Source organism: Hymenobacter wooponensis, assembly GCF_004745865.1.
Lineage (GTDB): Bacteria > Bacteroidota > Bacteroidia > Cytophagales > Hymenobacteraceae > Hymenobacter > Hymenobacter wooponensis.
The window spans coordinates 297,845-313,639 of the sequence record NZ_SRKZ01000004.1 but is presented as its reverse complement, the minus strand read 5'-3'; the positions used below and the strand labels follow the sequence as shown (position 1 = coordinate 313,639).

Here is a 15,795-nt window from a genome sequence, read left to right as displayed (position 1 = left end):
GGCCCAAGTTGCTAGTACTGATCCACAAAAAAGCAGCTCCTATACCAACAAAGCCGGATATAGGAGCTGTTTGAAGTGGGACCTTTCTACTTTGCTGTAGTCAGCTGTGGCACTTCTGCTACCGCACTGTCACGTTGGGCAAGTAGCTCGGGAATGTTCGGCCGCTCCTTTCTTGCCATTGATATGAACTGTTTTTGAAAGGCATACATGGGGAGCTCGAAGTACCTCCACGAAAGCCACGCTAGGCCAGTAATTATGATGAAGTTTTCCGCTATATAAAGCTTATGGCTTTCGGCAATATACCCGTAGAAAGGTAGTAGTTGGTTGGCAGCGTAAAGTAGTTTGTAGCTGTAATACAAACACGGAATATGAAAGAGATAAAAGCCATAGCTGAATTTGCCAAATAATATCAACTGCTTGTTGTTGAAGATAAATCCGATTCTGCCGCCTTCTATTTCTTTGTTATAGATGAAATAGCTTATGAGCCATACTGTAATTAGAGAAATAAAAGTACGGTGAAAAACAAATGGCAGAAAAGGTATGGCTATTACAGCTTTGACTGCGATAATACCTACGCTTGCTACTGCCAGGTAGCTTAATACCCGGTGAGCCCTAGGAAATAAATCAGGCCGATAAGTGGTGATCCAAGCAAGCAGGGCCCCTAAGCCTAGGGCATCGAAGCAATTTTGTGGTAAAATATCAGTAAACTGATTGTCAGGCAGCATTATATGGCTTGCAAGGCCGATGGCTACGAAGGTACCGATGGTATACGGCAGGTACTTCCGGGGAGTAAAAATTATGGCAAATGGCCAAATCAGATAAAACTGTTGCTCTACCGACATTGACCATAAATGCGCAAGCCGGCCCCATTCCTGGTTTGTGGATATTTCGTAATTGGCAGTGAAATTTAAAAATGGGGTAAGGCGGCTGACTCCATTTTTATTGATAAGGTAAGTGATGAGTATAGTTAAATAGTATGCCGGAAAAATCCGCAAAATCCTTTTTATGAAGAAGGCTTTAAAAACTACTGACTTTGTAGTTTTTTGGTTGTCATACGCAATTTTATCTTTGAATAAAATGGTGGTTATTAAGAATCCGCTAATAGTAAAAAATATATCGGGAGCGGAAACCAGCAGAGATGCCTTGTAGGCTAATGAGCCCTTGGTGCTGGCATGATTACAAAACACAAAAAGGATAGCTATGGCCCGCATAGCGTCCAACTGCTTTATATATCTCATAGCAAATGAGCGGGAGGGAGAGCGGTAGGCTTGTTTTCAAAGGGTCAAGGTACTAGCCGTGGGAGGGGGCTAAATGAAAATAGTATGATAAGATCTTGCGTACGTGTACTGTTGAGCTTGGCTTTATCTTAGCCTAGTTAGTATAGTACAAACATGTTTTGGGTGGGTGCTTCATTAAGTGGTGAATGGGCTGATAGAATCTAATTATCAGCGGCTTGTCATCACGTGCGTTCCTTCAATCACACTATATTAATATTCTTTGTTGAGGTAAGCCGCTGGATACCTGAACTATAGTTCTGTGAATAGTATTAGGTGGGCCTCTTGCTCTTACATGCACCTAAACTGTAGCTATAGGGAGTTGACCTTTGGTCAGCGGGAAACCGTGTTGCTTAGGCACGGGTATGAAGAGCGAAGTGCCGATGGCCTATAAAGTCAGACAGCCGGTTTCCGCTTCTGCTAGAGAGGGAAACCGGCTGCCATTACTGGTAGATAGGCCTAGAGGCTAATGGGCTACAGGTACTTTAAAGGGGCTACTGCGATGAGGTTATTTACGAAGTGGCTCTGGATTAGCCGTCCAGCCCCCGCCTAAGGCGCGGTACAGATCAATTAAGAGCAGGAACTGCTGGCGGCGAGTATTCGTCAGGTTCAATTCGGCTTCTAGCACGTTGCGTTGAGCCGTTACCACCTCCAAATACGTGGCGTAGTTGGCTTTGTACAGGTCGTCGGAGATACTCACTGCTTGGTTGAGGGCTTCTACTTCCTGTTGCTGCAGGTCAAATACACGTTGGTAGTTGCCTAGGCCACGGAGATTGGTAGTCACTTCCTCAAACCCAGTTTGCACCGCTTTCTGGTAATCGTTGTAGGCAATCTGCTGCTCGGCTGCCGAGCGGCGGTAATCGGCCTTGAGCCCATTGCGGTTGATGATGGGGCCACTCAGGCCCGCCAGCAGCCCGTAGGCCAGGGACCCCGGCGAGTTAAACAGCACCGAAGCCCGGTAAGCATTAACTCCCACAAAGGGCGTAAGTGTGAGTGAGGGCAGGAAAGCAGCGCGGGCCGCAGCCACATCGGCGCGAGCCGCTACCATTTCCAGTTCCGCCTGCTGTACATCGGGGCGACGCAGGAGCATGGTTGCCGGTACCCCAGCCTGCACTTGCGCCGGAAGTGGTTGCTGAAGGATGGGTAAGCCTCGGGCAATGCGCTGAGGGTAGCGGCCTAGCAATCGGTTTAGCTCGTTTTCGGAGGCTACAATGCGCTGCTTAGTTTCCGCTTCCAGACTGCGGGTGCGGAGCAACTGAGCCGTGAACTGCTGCACCGCCAGCTCATTGGCGCGGCCGGCCCGCTTTTGCACCTTCACAATTTCTAATGCCCGTTCCTGCAGCAGCTGGTTTTTAGTCAGCACCGCCAGTTCGTTATCTAGCCCCAGCAAGTTGAAGTAGAGACGAGCCACTTCGGCCACCAGCGAGGTTTCTACCAAATGGCGGCCCTTTTCCGTGGCCAGCAGCCGCAAATACGCCGCCTGACGCCGCTGCCGTAACTTGCCCCAGAGGTCAAGTTCCCAGGAACTGCGCAGCCCCAGAAAGAAGTCAGGGGTGGGGTTTGGGATGCGCTGCCGGCCCTCAATATTAGGCGACAGATTGGTGTCGTAGTTACCGATGCCGTTCAGGGTGTAGTCGCCGAACTTCTCCACGCCAGCACTGGCCACGCCATTGATGGTGGGTAGCAGCGCCCCGCGCTGGATTTGCAAGCTGGCCCGCGCAATTTCAATGCGCTGAATTGCCGTCCGTAGGTCGGGGTTGGCCTGCAACGCCGTGTCAATGAGGCCTACCAAGTTTTTGTCTCCGAAGAACTCCCGCCACGATTGGGTAGCCACGGAAGCCGAATCAGCAGTAGCGGCCGTAGGAAAGCGGGCCGGCATCGAAGCAGCCGCTGGCTGCAGCGTGGGTTCCGCTACCCGGCAGCTGGTGGCCAACGCTAGGCCAGTGAGGGCCGGCAGAAAGCGGGAGGTGAAGGAGCGTATTGAGAGGGGTGAGGTCATGGGACTAGCGAGGCTAGAGCTGTAAAAGCTTCAGATGGTTTCCCGCAGGGGCGGGGTAATGCCCTACGCCGTAGCGTGGGCGGGTTCGAGGGCGCTTGCGGGTGCGGCCAGCTGCTTTTTCTTCTTGGTTTTGCCACGGCCCGAAACGAGCACATACAGGCCTGGAATGAGGATGACGCCGAACAGAGTGCCGATGAACATGCCGCCTGCCGCCGCCGTACCGATGGAGCGGTTACCCAGGGCACCAGCACCGCTGGCAATGGTGAGCGGAATCAGGCCAGCAATGAAGGCGAAGGAAGTCATCAGGATGGGGCGTAGGCGGGAGTAGCCCCCTTGCACGGCCGCTTCCAGGGCCGAAAGGCCTTCCTTGCGCTTAAGCACGGCAAACTCGATAATGAGAATGGCATTCTTGCCGAGCAAACCAATCAACATCACCAAAGAAACCTGAGCGTAGATATTGTTCTCTAGGCCTAGCAGCTTCAGGAATAGGAAGGCCCCGAAAATACCGGTGGGCAAGCTCAGCAGAACCGGCAGCGGCAGCAGGAAACTCTCGTATTGGGCGGCTAGTAGCAAGTACACGAACAGCAGCACCACCGCAAACACGTAAATGGCCTGGTTACCGCTCAGGATTTGCTCCCGGGTCATGCCGCTCCACTCATACGTGTAGCCGCGGGGCAGCTCTTTGGCGGCCACTTCTTCAATGGTCTTAATTACGTCGCCGGAGGAGAAGCCGGGGGCGGCGTCGCCGTTGAGCATGGCTGAGGTGTACATGTTGTAGCGCGTGAGCTGCTCAGGCCCATACACGCGCTCTAGTCGCACAAACGAGGAGTAAGGCACCATCTCGTCGCGGTTGTTCTTGACGTACATTTTCAGCACGTCCTCGGGCTGGGTGCGGTAGCCGGGGGCCGCCTGCACCATCACCTTATACATCTGCCCGAAGCGGATGAAGTTGGAGGCGTAGTACGAGCCCATCAGGGTTTGCAGGGTGCTCATGGCCTGATCTACGGTCACGCCCTTTTTGGCCGCCTGGTCCTGATCTACATGAATCAGATATTGCGGGAAGCTGGCGTCGAAGCCGGTAAAGGCAGAGCCCACGGCGGGCGTTTTAGTAAGGGCCGTAATGAACTGGTTTGACACTTTGGCCGTCTGCTGCAAGTCGCCGCGGCCGGTGCGGTCAAGCAGACGTAGCTCGAAGCCACCGGAGTTACCAAAGCCAGGTACCGTGGGAGGGGCAAAGAACTGAATGTCGGCGTCGGTGATATGCTTGGTTTGCTCATTAAGCACCGCAATCAGCTCGTTCACTGATTCCTTGCGGTCATCCCAGGCTTTGAGGTTAATCATGCCCATGCCGTAGGAAGCGCCGGCTACCTCGTTCATGAGGCTGTAGCCCGCCAGCGTCGATACGGATTCTACTGGCCGCAATTTGGCCGCAGCCTTCTGTATCTGGTCAAGTACTTTCTCGGTGCGCTCCACCGTGGCGCCGGGCGGCGTGGTCACGTTCACGTAAATCATGCCCTGGTCCTCCGTTGGGATAAAGCCAGAAGGCAGAATGGAGTTTACGCCCCAGGTGGCCAGGCAAAAGCCTACCAGCACGGCCACCGTAATCATCCGGCGGCTGGCCACCGTGCGCACCAGGCGTTGGTAACCTGTAGCCAATGACTCGTAGCGGCGGTTGAAGCCGGCAAAGAACTTATTGATGAATCCGTGCTTGGCCGCTTCCCCGTGTGGGGCTGGCTTCAGCATCAGAGCGCACAGGGCGGGCGTCAGGGTGAGGGCATTCACCCCGGAAATGACAATGGCAATAGCCAGCGTGAGGGAGAACTGCCGGTAGAACACGCCCACCGGGCCATCCATGAACGATACCGGCACGAATACCGCCGACATTACCAAGGTGATGGCCACAATGGCGCCGCCAATTTCGCCCATGGCTTCCAGGGTGGCATCCATAGCGGAAAGGCGCTTTTCGTGCATTTTAGCGTGCACGGCTTCTACCACCACAATGGCATTATCGACGACAATACCAATGGCCAGCACCAGCGCAAACAGCGTGAGCAAATTGATGGAGAAGCCCAGTAGCTGCATGAAAAACAGCGTGCCCACCAGCGCCACCGGCACGGCCAGGGCCGGAATGAGCGTAGAGCGCCAGTCTTGCAGAAACAGGTACACTACCACAAATACCAGCAGAAAGGCCTCTACCAGCGTGCGGAGTACTTCGTGAATGGAGGCATCCAGGAAGCGCGACACGTCGTAGGCCACGTTGTAGGTCATGCCAGGGGGGAAAGACGTGCCCTTCAGCTCAGCCATGCGCTTTTTCACGTTCTCAATTACGTCGGAGGCGTTGGAGCCAGGGCGCTGCTTGAGCATGATGGCCGCCGAGGGCTTGCCATCAATCTTGGAGACCATGCCGTAGCTGAGCACGTCGAACTTTACTTGGGCCACGTCTTTGAGGCGCAGCACTGAGCCATCGGGGTTAGCGCGCAGCACAATGTTCTCGTACTGCTTGGGCTCGAACATCTTGCCGGTGTAGCGCAGCACGTACTGTAGCATCTGGGCATCCTGGCCGGAGCTTTCCCCCGACTTACCCGGCGCGGCTTCCACGTTCTGGGCCCGGATGGCTTCTACCACCTCATCAGCCGACACGTTGTAGGCCACCATGCGGTCGGGCTGCAGCCACACGCGCATGGAGTATTCGCGCTGTCCCATGATTTCGGCGAAGCCTACGCCATCAATGCGCTTAAGCTCCTGCAGCACGTTGATGTCGGCGAAGTTGTAGATGAACTTCTCATTCACCTTGGGGTCTTCGCTCATCACGTTGAGGTAGAGCAGCATGCTGTTTACCTCTTTCTCGGTGCTTACCCCCGCCTTAATTACTTCCTCCGGCAGCTCGTCAATTACGGTCTGCACGCGGTTCTGCACATTCACGGCTGCCAGGTCGGGGTCGGTGCCTACCTGAAAGAATACCGTGATGAGCGTGATACCGCTGTTGCTGCTCACCGACGAGATGTAGGTCATGCCCGGCACCCCGTTGATGGCGCGCTCTAGCGGTGTTGCCACGGCCTTGGCGCACACCTCGGCGTTAGCACCCGTGTAGCGGGCCGTAACCGTTACCGAGGGCGGTACGATGTCGGGGAACTGGGTGATGGGCAGCGAAAACAGCGCTAGGCCACCCAGAAACGTGATAAACAGCGAAATGACCAGCGAGAGAACCGGCCGGCGTATGAAGAGTGCAAGCATGGAATGCGGGGTATGCTAGGGCAGGAAGGGGGGCTTGTGAGGGGCTAGTGCTAGCCCCTCTCCTCAGCTGAGGAGGGTGTGGGATGATTGAACTGGCCTAGGGCGATATCTAGCTCTCGCGTCTAGTCTCAGGCTTCAACCACATCCACTCCCTCGCCGCTTTACTAGGCGGAATCAACTGAGGAGGGGGCTAGTCTTAGGGTGTCGGGGGCGCCTATTCTTACCGTGCCTGGTCAATTAGATCGTCCATCTCCACGGGTTTGGGCGTGATGGTGGCCCCATCGCGTAAGTCCTGCACGCCCTCGTACACCACTTTATCACCGCTTTTGAGGCCGGTTTTTACCACGTAAAAGTCAGAGAGGCGCGTTTGGGGCTGGAAGGGGTGCTGCTTTACTTTGCCAGCGGCATCCACCATATACACGTAGTTCTTATCCTGCACCTCAAACACCGATTTCTGCGGCACCAGTACGGCATCTTCTACGGTGCTGCTCAGGCGCACGCGGCCCGTAGCGCCGTGGCGCAGCAGCTTATTGGGGTTATCAAACCGGGCCCGGAAGGCAATGGAGCCCGTAGTGGCCTGGAACTGGCTTTCCACGGTTTCTACTTTGCCTTTCACGGGGTAAGTCGAGCCGTCGGCGAGTAGCAGGTGGGCTACGTTGGTGCTGCGGGCCGAGTCTTTGCTGCTCTTCTTTACATAGTCCAGGTACTCCGCCTCCGACACGTTGAAGTAAGCATACATAGCCCGGATATCCGACACCGTAGTGAGCAGGGTGCCGTCTTCAATTACGCTACCCATTTTGAGCGGAATGCGGTTAATGACCCCGTCGAACGGGGCCCGCACCAGCGTGTAGGAAACGTACAGTGAGGCGTTTGACACGGCAGTGCGCGCCTGTTGAATCTGCGACAGCGCCGCTTGGTACTTGGCCTGAGCCACCTCTAGCTCGGTCTTGGAAATGATGTTCTTCTCCGTGAGCAGCTTCACGCGCTCTACTTCCAGCTTAGCCACGCGGGCCGCCGACTGGGCGCTGCTAAGCTCGGCCTGTGCCTGGGTCAGGCGGCTCTTGTACTCGGTGTCGTTGATGCGGAACAGGGGCTGGCCCTTGCGCACCGGCTGGCCTTCATCCACATAAATCTGCTCCAGGAAGCCTTCCAGACGCGCCCGAATTTCTACGTTGCGCACCGCCTGAATATCGGCTACGTAGTCGTGGCTCAGCACCGTGTCGCGGGCTGTGAGCTGAGTTACGGGTAAGGTGGGCGGTGCTTCTGCGCTAGACGTCGCAACGTCGGCCTGAGAATTGGTGCCGCAGCCACAGAGGCCTAGGCCTAGCAGCGGCGGAAAAAACCAAGTAAGAAGACTGTAGCGGAAGGAACCGAGAGGTAGCATAAGGAGGAGGAACAACCCGCACGGAAATCGTGCAGCATGTTCCAAAGCTCCTCCCCGGACATTAGCGTAAAATTAGAACGACATTAAAAGATATTAAAAAGGCTGTTCTTCTACTTGTTGGGGCATTCTTAGGCGAAAACAACTGGCCGGCATACTACTCCCGTTCTTCCGGAGGGGCGCGTTGCAGAGGTTCTGTGGTAGGCCTGTTAACTCACGCATCTCGGCCGAAGTAGGCTGATTGGGGGCGCCCCCAATGCATCTGCTACCAGTGCTAGGCCACTCCCCGAACAACTGGCCCAAGCAAACCAACGACAAATTGTGCGTTTGCGCAGCTTCGGATAAGAAGCTAATGGGAAAGCTAACACGGGAGAAAGCAGCAGGCCCAGCGCTGCTCTTGTGGTATTATCGAGCTTAACCTAGATACCATAGCTCCGGCTGCGTACACTCATTCTACCGACCGGCAGTTTACTCGCCATCCAGTCGCCTCACTTTTATCCTTGCTTGCATGTCCGGAGCTAGTTCGCGCTATGCCAGAGCCCTATCATGGCTTGATCAACACCTCATTCAGCGCCTGTACACCGACCGTGTCCGCCGACTTATTCTGCAGAGTTTCCCGTTCTGGTTTGCCTCCATTGTTACCGGCATTGTGGCAGTTGGGTACGAGAAGTTGTTTGTGTGGGCGGAGGCCGTAAGCTTTGGGTGGTTACAGCGGCAGCCGCTGCTCGCATTTGGGCTCACTCCACTAGCCTTTCTAATTTCGTGGGGGCTGGTGCAGCGCTGGGCGCCGGCTGCCCGCGGCAGTGGCATTCCGCAACTCATGGCGGGCATTGAGCTTTCCAATCCGGGGCAGCACCACCGCACGGGCTACTTACTGAGTTTGCGCGTAGCCTTCATTAAGGTGCTGAGCAGTGTAGCGCTGCTGCTGGGAGGAGGGGTGATAGGCCGCGAAGGACCAACTATTCAAATATCAGCGGCCATTTTTCGGGCCATCAATCGGCTGCAGCCCGCAGGGTGGCCTCAGCTCTCCCGCCAAATTGCCCTTGTTACGGGAGGCGCAGCGGGGTTGGCGGCCGCCTTCAATACGCCGCTGGGTGGTATCGTATTCGTGGTAGAAGAGCTGACCCAGATGCACATGGCTCGCTTCCGGATGGCAGTGTTTTCGGCCGTTATTGTGGCCGGGCTCACGGCACAGTCGCTGCTGGGGTCGTACCTGTATCTAGGATTCCCGAAGGTGACGGCGCATGCGGGCTGGTTTCTGGCCACGGTGGCTCTGGTGGCTATTGTGTGTGGCCTAGCGGGAGCAGTATTTGCCAAAAGCTTATTGTGGCTGAATGCGTATCGGCGGCGTTTCACTAGCCTGGCGCAGCAGGCGGGCTGGGTAGTAGGCTGTGGGCTGCTGCTGGCGGCACTGGCCTACGCAGTAGGCCAGGAAGGGGTAGGTACGGGCAAACCCATTATCAACCGCCTTCTGTTTCAGAACGATGGGCAGACGCCCTGGTACCTGTTTCCGGTGCGCTTTGCCGGCATGGCCCTGAGCTACAGTGGTGGTGGCGCGGGCGGCATCTTCGCCACCTCACTCAGCGCGGGCGCCGTGCTCGGCGATGGCCTCTGCCGGCTGGGAAGCGTGCCACTGGAAGACCGCAACCTGCTGATATTGGTGAGCATGGTGAGTTTCCTGACGGGGGTGGTACGCTCCCCCTTCACGGCTGCCATCCTAGTGCTCGAAATGACGGACCGCCACTCGGCCATCTTCCAGCTTCTGCTTAGTGGTATGATGGCCCAGGCCGTGGCTTCACTCATCGATCCGCACTCCTTCTATGAGCACCTGAAGACGGGCTTTCTGCGAGAGGCATTGGCTCAGCCAGCGCAAGCTGGCCGATCTGCACCCAGGTCGGCGCCGGAGTAGCAGCGGGGTGGCCTAGCTGGCGTGGGTTTCTGCGTGAAAGTCAGGAAGGAAGCAACAATTCTGACCACGAAATACACGCGAAATACGGCTCTAAAATGCAGACCTGGCACTAGGGCGCAAAGGTGGGTAGCACGAAGGCCGTTCGGCAGGCATCTTCAGCGCGTCGGCAGGTTTCGGTGCAGTGGCGGGCGGCCTCAGTTGAGAACTGCGTGCACTCATCGGCGCAGGAGCGGCACAGCTCGGCGCACTCCCGCAGAATGTGTACCGTGTGCTCGGCTTGGCGCACCACAAAGCTGGCCGTCAGGCGGCACAGGTCTGCGCAGTCGCGGCTGAGGCGCACGCCCCGTTGCAGCTCCGGGGAGTCAAGACCAGCAATAGCTAGTTGTTCGCAGGCAATGATGCAGGCATGAAGAGCATCTAAAACGTGTTGTTGGCGGGGGAGCATAAGGAAACCAGAGAACAGGTGAGGCAATGAGCACGCCGAGCAAAGCGGAAAGGACAGAACCGGCTATGTGAGAGGGCCCTGGGTTTGGCGGCTGATGAAAGGCACCAAAAGTGAGGCCCACACATTAGGAGGGCATTAGAAGCACATTAAAACATATTAAAATGCGCTTAGCGTGGCCTAGGGCCCATTGACGGCCGACGCGTGAGACAAACTGTCCGGGCTAAAGGTGTGTCCGGCCTGGCACTCGGCAAGGGCCTGGCGGGTTTGTAGTAGCTCTACCTGGGCCATGGTTTCGAGCATGGGCGCGTAGTCCTCCGGGTAATCAGACCCCTGGGAGAGCAAGTACAAGTTGAGCCCCGTAGAAAGAAGGAGGGTGCCCAGCAAGAGCCACACTAACAGCTTGTTGCGAGAGGCGGAAGAAGAGGTGGATAGGCCAGCCATGGCGCAAAACACGCCCCGCGGCATTAAAACCGTATGAGAGGGAAATTAGAAGATGTTAAGGCCTCTTCTTTACTCAGTACTTGCGGCGGGCAACCGCACGGTAGCAGTGGTGCCTTGCCCAATTACCGACGTCAACTCGATTTGCCCGCCGTGCAGCAGCACAATTTTGCGCGTCATGGGCAGGCCAATTCCGTACCCGGATGCCGTGGTGTCAGTACCGGCACGGTACAAGGGCTCGTATATCCGGGCCAGCTCGTGGGGTTCCATCCCAATGCCGGTATCCGTTACTTGCACCTGCACGGTGTCAGGGGAAGGGTAGCTTAACGTGGCCTGCACGCCATCTTGAGAGTATTTGCAGGCATTGTCTAGCAAGTTCAGCAGGGCAGTAGTCAGGAGCTGCGCATTGCCCCGCACCATAAACATATCCTCCACCTCGGGCGGGAGCTCACCAAATTGCAGCTTCACGGGCCGGGCCGGATGGCGCAGTTCGCAAGAAGCTATGGCCTGGGTCAGGCATTCATCCAGCCGTACCAAGTCGCGGCGAAACGAGGCATCCGTAACCTTGGCCAAGCTCAGCAGTCCATTCGTCAGCTCAATGAGCTTCTTGATTTCCTCCATGGCCGAGCCGATGCTGTGCTTGGCTTCGGCCAGATCAGTGTCGTAGGAATAAGAGGTTTCTAGCGTGCCCAGCACCGATGCCAGCGGAGTCCGGAGCTCATGGGAGGCGTTGCTCAGAAAGCTCTTTTGCGACTCAAACGCTTGTTCTACCCCCGTAAGCATGTGGTTGAAGGTACGGGCCAACTGGGCAATTTCGTCGGTGCCGTTGCCTTCATCTACGCGGGTGTTGAGCCGGGTGGCGGTAATGCGCTCTACCTGGGTTACAATGCGCGAAATAGGCTTCAGCGACTCATCGGCGAAATACCATCCTGCCAGAATAATCAGCACCAGTGCTCCTAGGTTAGCTGCCAGCAAAATGAGCCTCAGCTTTTGTTGTTGGCGGTGGCCGAAATCATCATGGCCCGCCGCAAAAATCCAGTAGGGCTGCCCATGATGCGCATAATATATCCCAATAGTCTCCAGCGGCCCATCGTGGAACTGTACTGGCCGCCCCGGCTTAATGCGGTTCAGATAGCGGGAGTTAAGCTTCTGGCTCAGGCCATCGGCGCTGGTATAGAGCAGGTGTTGGCCAGAACCATAAATACTAATTTGCTCACCGGGCACGGTAAATAGGTCGCGGCGGTGTAGCGTGCGCAGCAGCTGCGTATTCAGGCTGTCGTGGCGCACCAGCACGCGGGCCGTCATCACGGCTTTGCCCGCTAGCCGGTTCACGAACCGCTGCTCCCGGGTGCTGGCCTGGAAGGAATAGATAAAGATGGAGAAGCACAGCTGAATCCCTACTACCAGCAGCGTGAAGCGCAGAATCAGCTTGTTGCGGATAAGCATGTAGGGTACTAATGAGGTGGGAAGGAAGTGGGGAATGAAACGTGAAGGAGGTAGGAGAGTAGGAGAGTGGCCTAGCCCTCGCGCAGCACGTAGCCCATGCCCACCACCGTATGAATCAGCTTAACGGCATAGCCCTTGTCGAGCTTCTTACGCAGGTAGCTCACGTACACGTCGATGACGTTGGTATTGGTGTCGAAATTTAGCTCCCATACCTTTTCGGCAATGTCAACGCGCGAAATGATCTTGCCTCGGTTGAGCAGCAGGTACTCTAGCAGGGCATACTCCTTGGTGGTAAGTTCAACGCGCTGGCCGGCGCGGGTCACAGCTTTAGAGTCGAGGTTGAGTTCTAGGTCGGCAATGCGGAGCACCTGCTTCACGGCGGCACCATCTGCGTGGCGGCGGGTGAGCACGCGCGCCCGCAGCAGCAGCTCCTTGAACTCAAATGGTTTCACGAGGTAGTCGTCGGCGCCGGATTCAAAGCCAGTTACTTTATCGTCGAGGCTGTCCATGGCCGTGAGCATAAGCACCGGCTGCTGAGGTGCCTGCTCCTTGATGATCTTGCACAGCTCAAAGCCATTGACGTAGGGCAGGTTAACATCGAGAATAACCAGGTCATAGGGCTGTTTTTGCGCCAGCGACAGGCCTACGCGGCCGTCGTAGGCCACCTCAATTTCGTATCCTTCGTTTTCAAACCCCTTTTTAACAAAAGAGGCTACCTTGGGCTCGTCTTCAACAAGTAATAGTTTCATGCGCAATGAGGTACCAGCCGGAGGGTTTGCTGGTATGCAAAGCTATACGTGCCAGCGTGGCTTACGCTAAGCTTTAGCTAAATAGCCCAGCAACAACAGGCCCTTTTACCTGAACTGTAGCAACCGTTTGCCCTAAAAAGCAGTACGGCAGTCAGCAATTGGCACGTCCGGACCGAGTGAGCAGCCGCCTCCGGCTAGGCCACTCGGGTAAGCCCCGCGCTTTGGCAGCGCCTTTGGGAAGCCAAGTGTACATTCATGGGCCACAATATTTAGTATGACGCAGGAACAGCTACGCCTGACAGAAAGTAACGCACATATTTCACCCTGGAAGAAGTTTGGTCCTTACCTCACGGAGCGCCAGTGGGGCACCGTGCGAGAAGACTACAGCCCGGAAGGAAACGCTTGGGAATATATTACCCACGACATGGCCCGCAGCAAGGCCTACCGCTGGGGCGAAGAAGGCCTGGGCGGCCTCTGCGACGACCGGCAGCTACTGTGCTTTGGGGTAGGCCTCTGGAATGGCAAAGACGAGATTCTGAAGGAACGTCTGTTTGGCCTCACCAACGGGCAGGGCAACCACGGCGAGGATGTCAAGGAGCTGTACTACTATCTCGACAGCACGCCCACGCACTCCTACATGCGCATGCTCTACAAGTATCCGCAGCGATCCTTCCCGTATCGGAAGCTCGTGAAGGAGAACAAGAAGCGCACTCGCCAGGAGCCCGAGTATGAACTCCTGGATACCGGCATTTTCGACAAAAGCCGCTACTTTGATGTGTACATTGAGTATGCCAAGGCCGACCCGGAGGATATCCTGATCCAGATAACGGTGCACAACCGCGGGCCCAAAGTGGCCAAAGTGCAGGTGTTGCCCCAGCTCTGGTTTCGGAACACCTGGGCCTGGGGATACAGCTCTACGCGCCCAGTCCTGCGCGAATCGGCTACCGGAACGGTGGTAGCTGAACACCCTGAGCTAGGCCAGTATCATCTGTACTGCGATGAGAAGCCGACGCTGCTGTTCTGCGAAAACGATACGAACGGGGCCCGCCTCTACAACCTGCCCGCCGAAGGCCGCCACTTTAAAGACGGCATCAATGATTACGTGGTGGAGGGCGATGCGGAGGCTATCAACGCCGACCAGCAAGGCACCAAAGTAGCCGCCCAGTATTTCCTGACCTTGCAGCCCGGCCAGTCGCATGCGGTGCGCCTGCGCTTGCGCCAGCCGGGCTGCGAGGAGCCTTTCCTGGATTTCGACCACATCTTTGCGGCCCGCCGCCACGACGCCGACGAGTTTTACAACTGCATCCATGAGAACCTCACTGACCCCGATGCGCGCAACGTGCAGCGGCAGGCCTTTGCGGGGATGCTCTGGAGCAAGCAGTTCTACTATTATGATGTAACTCAGTGGTTGGAAGGCGACCCGGCCGTGCTCACGCCTCCCGTAGAGCGTCGGAAGGGCCGTAACCGGCACTGGGGCCATCTGCATAACGAGGACATCATCTCGATGCCCGATAAGTGGGAGTACCCGTGGTACGCCGCCTGGGACCTGGCCTTCCACGCCATTCCGCTGGCCATGGTAGACGCGGAGTTTGCCAAAAACCAACTGCGCCTGCTCACCCGCGACTGGTACATGCACCCCAATGGGCAGCTGCCGGCCTATGAGTGGAACTTCTCCGACGTGAACCCGCCGGTGCACGCTTGGGCTACCTGGCGCGTGTATCAGATGGATAAGAAGCTCCGCGACGGCCAAGGCGACACTAGCTTCCTGGAGCCTGTGTTTCATAAGCTGGCGCTCAACTTCGCCTGGTGGGTAAACCGCAAGGACAAGAGCGAGCGAAATATCTTTGAAGGGGGCTTCCTGGGACTCGACAACATTGGCGTATTTGATAGAAGCTCGCCGCTGCCAACCGGGGGCTTTATTGAGCAGTCGGATGGCACGAGCTGGATGGCCATGTTTGCCCTGAACATGATGCGCATGGCGCTGGAGCTGGCCAAAACCAACCCTGTATATCAGGAGCTGGCCGGCAAGTTCTTTGAGCACTTCCTCTACATTGCCGATGCCATGACCCGCGGCGGCGACGGCCTCTTCAACCTCTGGGACGAGGAGGACGGCTTCTACTACGACGTGCTACACACCCCCGACGAGGAGCGCATCAAGCTCAAGGTTCGGTCTATCGTGGGCCTGATTCCGCTGTTTGCGGTGGAGGTGATTGATCAAGAGATGCTGGACGCTATGCCCGAGTTTACCGAGCGCGCCCGCTGGCTGATTGAAAATCGGCCCCACTTGGCCCAGCTCGTTTCGCGCTGGGAAGAGCCGGGTAAGGGAGCCCGCCACTTGCTGAGCCTGCTGCGCCGTTCCCGCCTGAAGAAGCTACTCACGCGCATGCTCGATGAAACAGAGTTTCTCTCCGAGTTTGGCATTCGGGCAATGTCGCGCTACCACCTAGAGCACCCCTACGTGTTTAGCACCGAGGACGACGACTTTGTGGTGCAATATGTGCCCGGTGAGGCCGAAAGCAGCATGTTTGGTGGCAACAGCAACTGGCGCGGGCCTATCTGGTTTCCCATCAACTACCTCATTGTGGAGTCGTTGCAGCGCTTTCACTTCTACTACGACGACAAGTTTAAGGTAGAATACCCCACGGGCTCGGGCGTGCTGCTGAACCTCCACCAGGTGGCTCAGGCATTGGCCAGCAGGCTCACCAAGCTGCTGCTGAAGGACGAGCACGGCCATCGGCCAGCCCTCGGCGATAATGAGATGCTACAGACCGATCCGCACTTTCGGGAGAATCTGCTCTTCCACGAGTACTTCCACGGCGACAACGGCCAAGGCCTCGGGGCCAACCACCAAACCGGCTGGACGGGCCTCATTGTGCGGCTGCTGCAGCTGCGGGAGCAAAAGAAATAACCGTGTGCCGCA

10 protein-coding genes are annotated in these 15,795 nt (G+C 56.6%); 2 read left to right on the top strand and 8 right to left on the bottom strand.

What is annotated here, in order from left to right; genetic code table 11:
* Positions 1 to 86: 86 nt before the first annotated feature.
* The 4 genes from EU557_RS14965 to EU557_RS14950 form a co-directional block, all read right to left on the bottom strand.
* Positions 87 to 1,238: an acyltransferase family protein gene (locus EU557_RS14965; protein WP_135531271.1), complete on the bottom strand. Its 1,152-nt coding sequence runs from the start codon at positions 1,236 to 1,238 to the stop codon at positions 87 to 89.
* A 544-nt stretch (positions 1,239 to 1,782) separates the two neighbouring features.
* Positions 1,783 to 3,273 carry an efflux transporter outer membrane subunit gene (locus EU557_RS14960; protein WP_135531270.1) on the bottom strand — a complete coding sequence of 497 codons (1,491 nt, stop codon included), beginning with the start codon at positions 3,271 to 3,273 and terminating at the stop codon, positions 1,783 to 1,785.
* Between the two features lie 63 nt (positions 3,274 to 3,336).
* Positions 3,337 to 6,507 carry an efflux RND transporter permease subunit gene (locus EU557_RS14955; protein ID WP_135531269.1) on the bottom strand — a complete coding sequence of 1,057 codons (3,171 nt, stop codon included), beginning with the start codon at positions 6,505 to 6,507 and terminating at the stop codon, positions 3,337 to 3,339.
* A 220-nt stretch (positions 6,508 to 6,727) separates the two neighbouring features.
* Entirely contained in the window at positions 6,728 to 7,891 is a 1,164-nt protein-coding gene (locus EU557_RS14950; RefSeq protein WP_135531268.1) for an efflux RND transporter periplasmic adaptor subunit, read from the bottom strand.
* 505 nt (positions 7,892 to 8,396) lie between these two features.
* Here EU557_RS14950 and EU557_RS14945 point away from each other — a divergent pair.
* Complete coding sequence (locus tag EU557_RS14945; RefSeq protein WP_135531267.1) at positions 8,397 to 9,797, top strand: chloride channel protein; 1,401 nt, start codon at positions 8,397 to 8,399, stop codon at positions 9,795 to 9,797.
* Positions 9,798 to 9,906: 109 nt separating this feature from the next.
* On the opposite strand, the gene EU557_RS14940 is transcribed toward EU557_RS14945, so the two are convergent.
* From EU557_RS14940 to EU557_RS14925, 4 genes are all read right to left on the bottom strand, one after another.
* Complete coding sequence (locus tag EU557_RS14940; RefSeq protein WP_135531266.1) at positions 9,907 to 10,242, bottom strand: four-helix bundle copper-binding protein; 336 nt, start codon at positions 10,240 to 10,242, stop codon at positions 9,907 to 9,909.
* Between the two features lie 177 nt (positions 10,243 to 10,419).
* Positions 10,420 to 10,683, bottom strand: coding sequence for a hypothetical protein (locus EU557_RS14935; RefSeq protein WP_135531265.1), 264 nt, complete (start codon positions 10,681 to 10,683; stop codon positions 10,420 to 10,422).
* A 69-nt stretch (positions 10,684 to 10,752) separates the two neighbouring features.
* Entirely contained in the window at positions 10,753 to 12,126 is a 1,374-nt protein-coding gene (locus EU557_RS14930) for a sensor histidine kinase (protein ID WP_135531264.1), read from the bottom strand.
* Between the two features lie 71 nt (positions 12,127 to 12,197).
* Entirely contained in the window at positions 12,198 to 12,875 is a 678-nt protein-coding gene (locus EU557_RS14925; RefSeq protein ID WP_135531263.1) for a response regulator, read from the bottom strand.
* Positions 12,876 to 13,149: 274 nt separating this feature from the next.
* Here EU557_RS14925 and EU557_RS14920 point away from each other — a divergent pair, with 274 nt between their 5' ends.
* Complete coding sequence (locus tag EU557_RS14920; RefSeq protein ID WP_135531262.1) at positions 13,150 to 15,783, top strand: MGH1-like glycoside hydrolase domain-containing protein; 2,634 nt, start codon at positions 13,150 to 13,152, stop codon at positions 15,781 to 15,783.
* Positions 15,784 to 15,795: the final 12 nt, after the last annotated feature.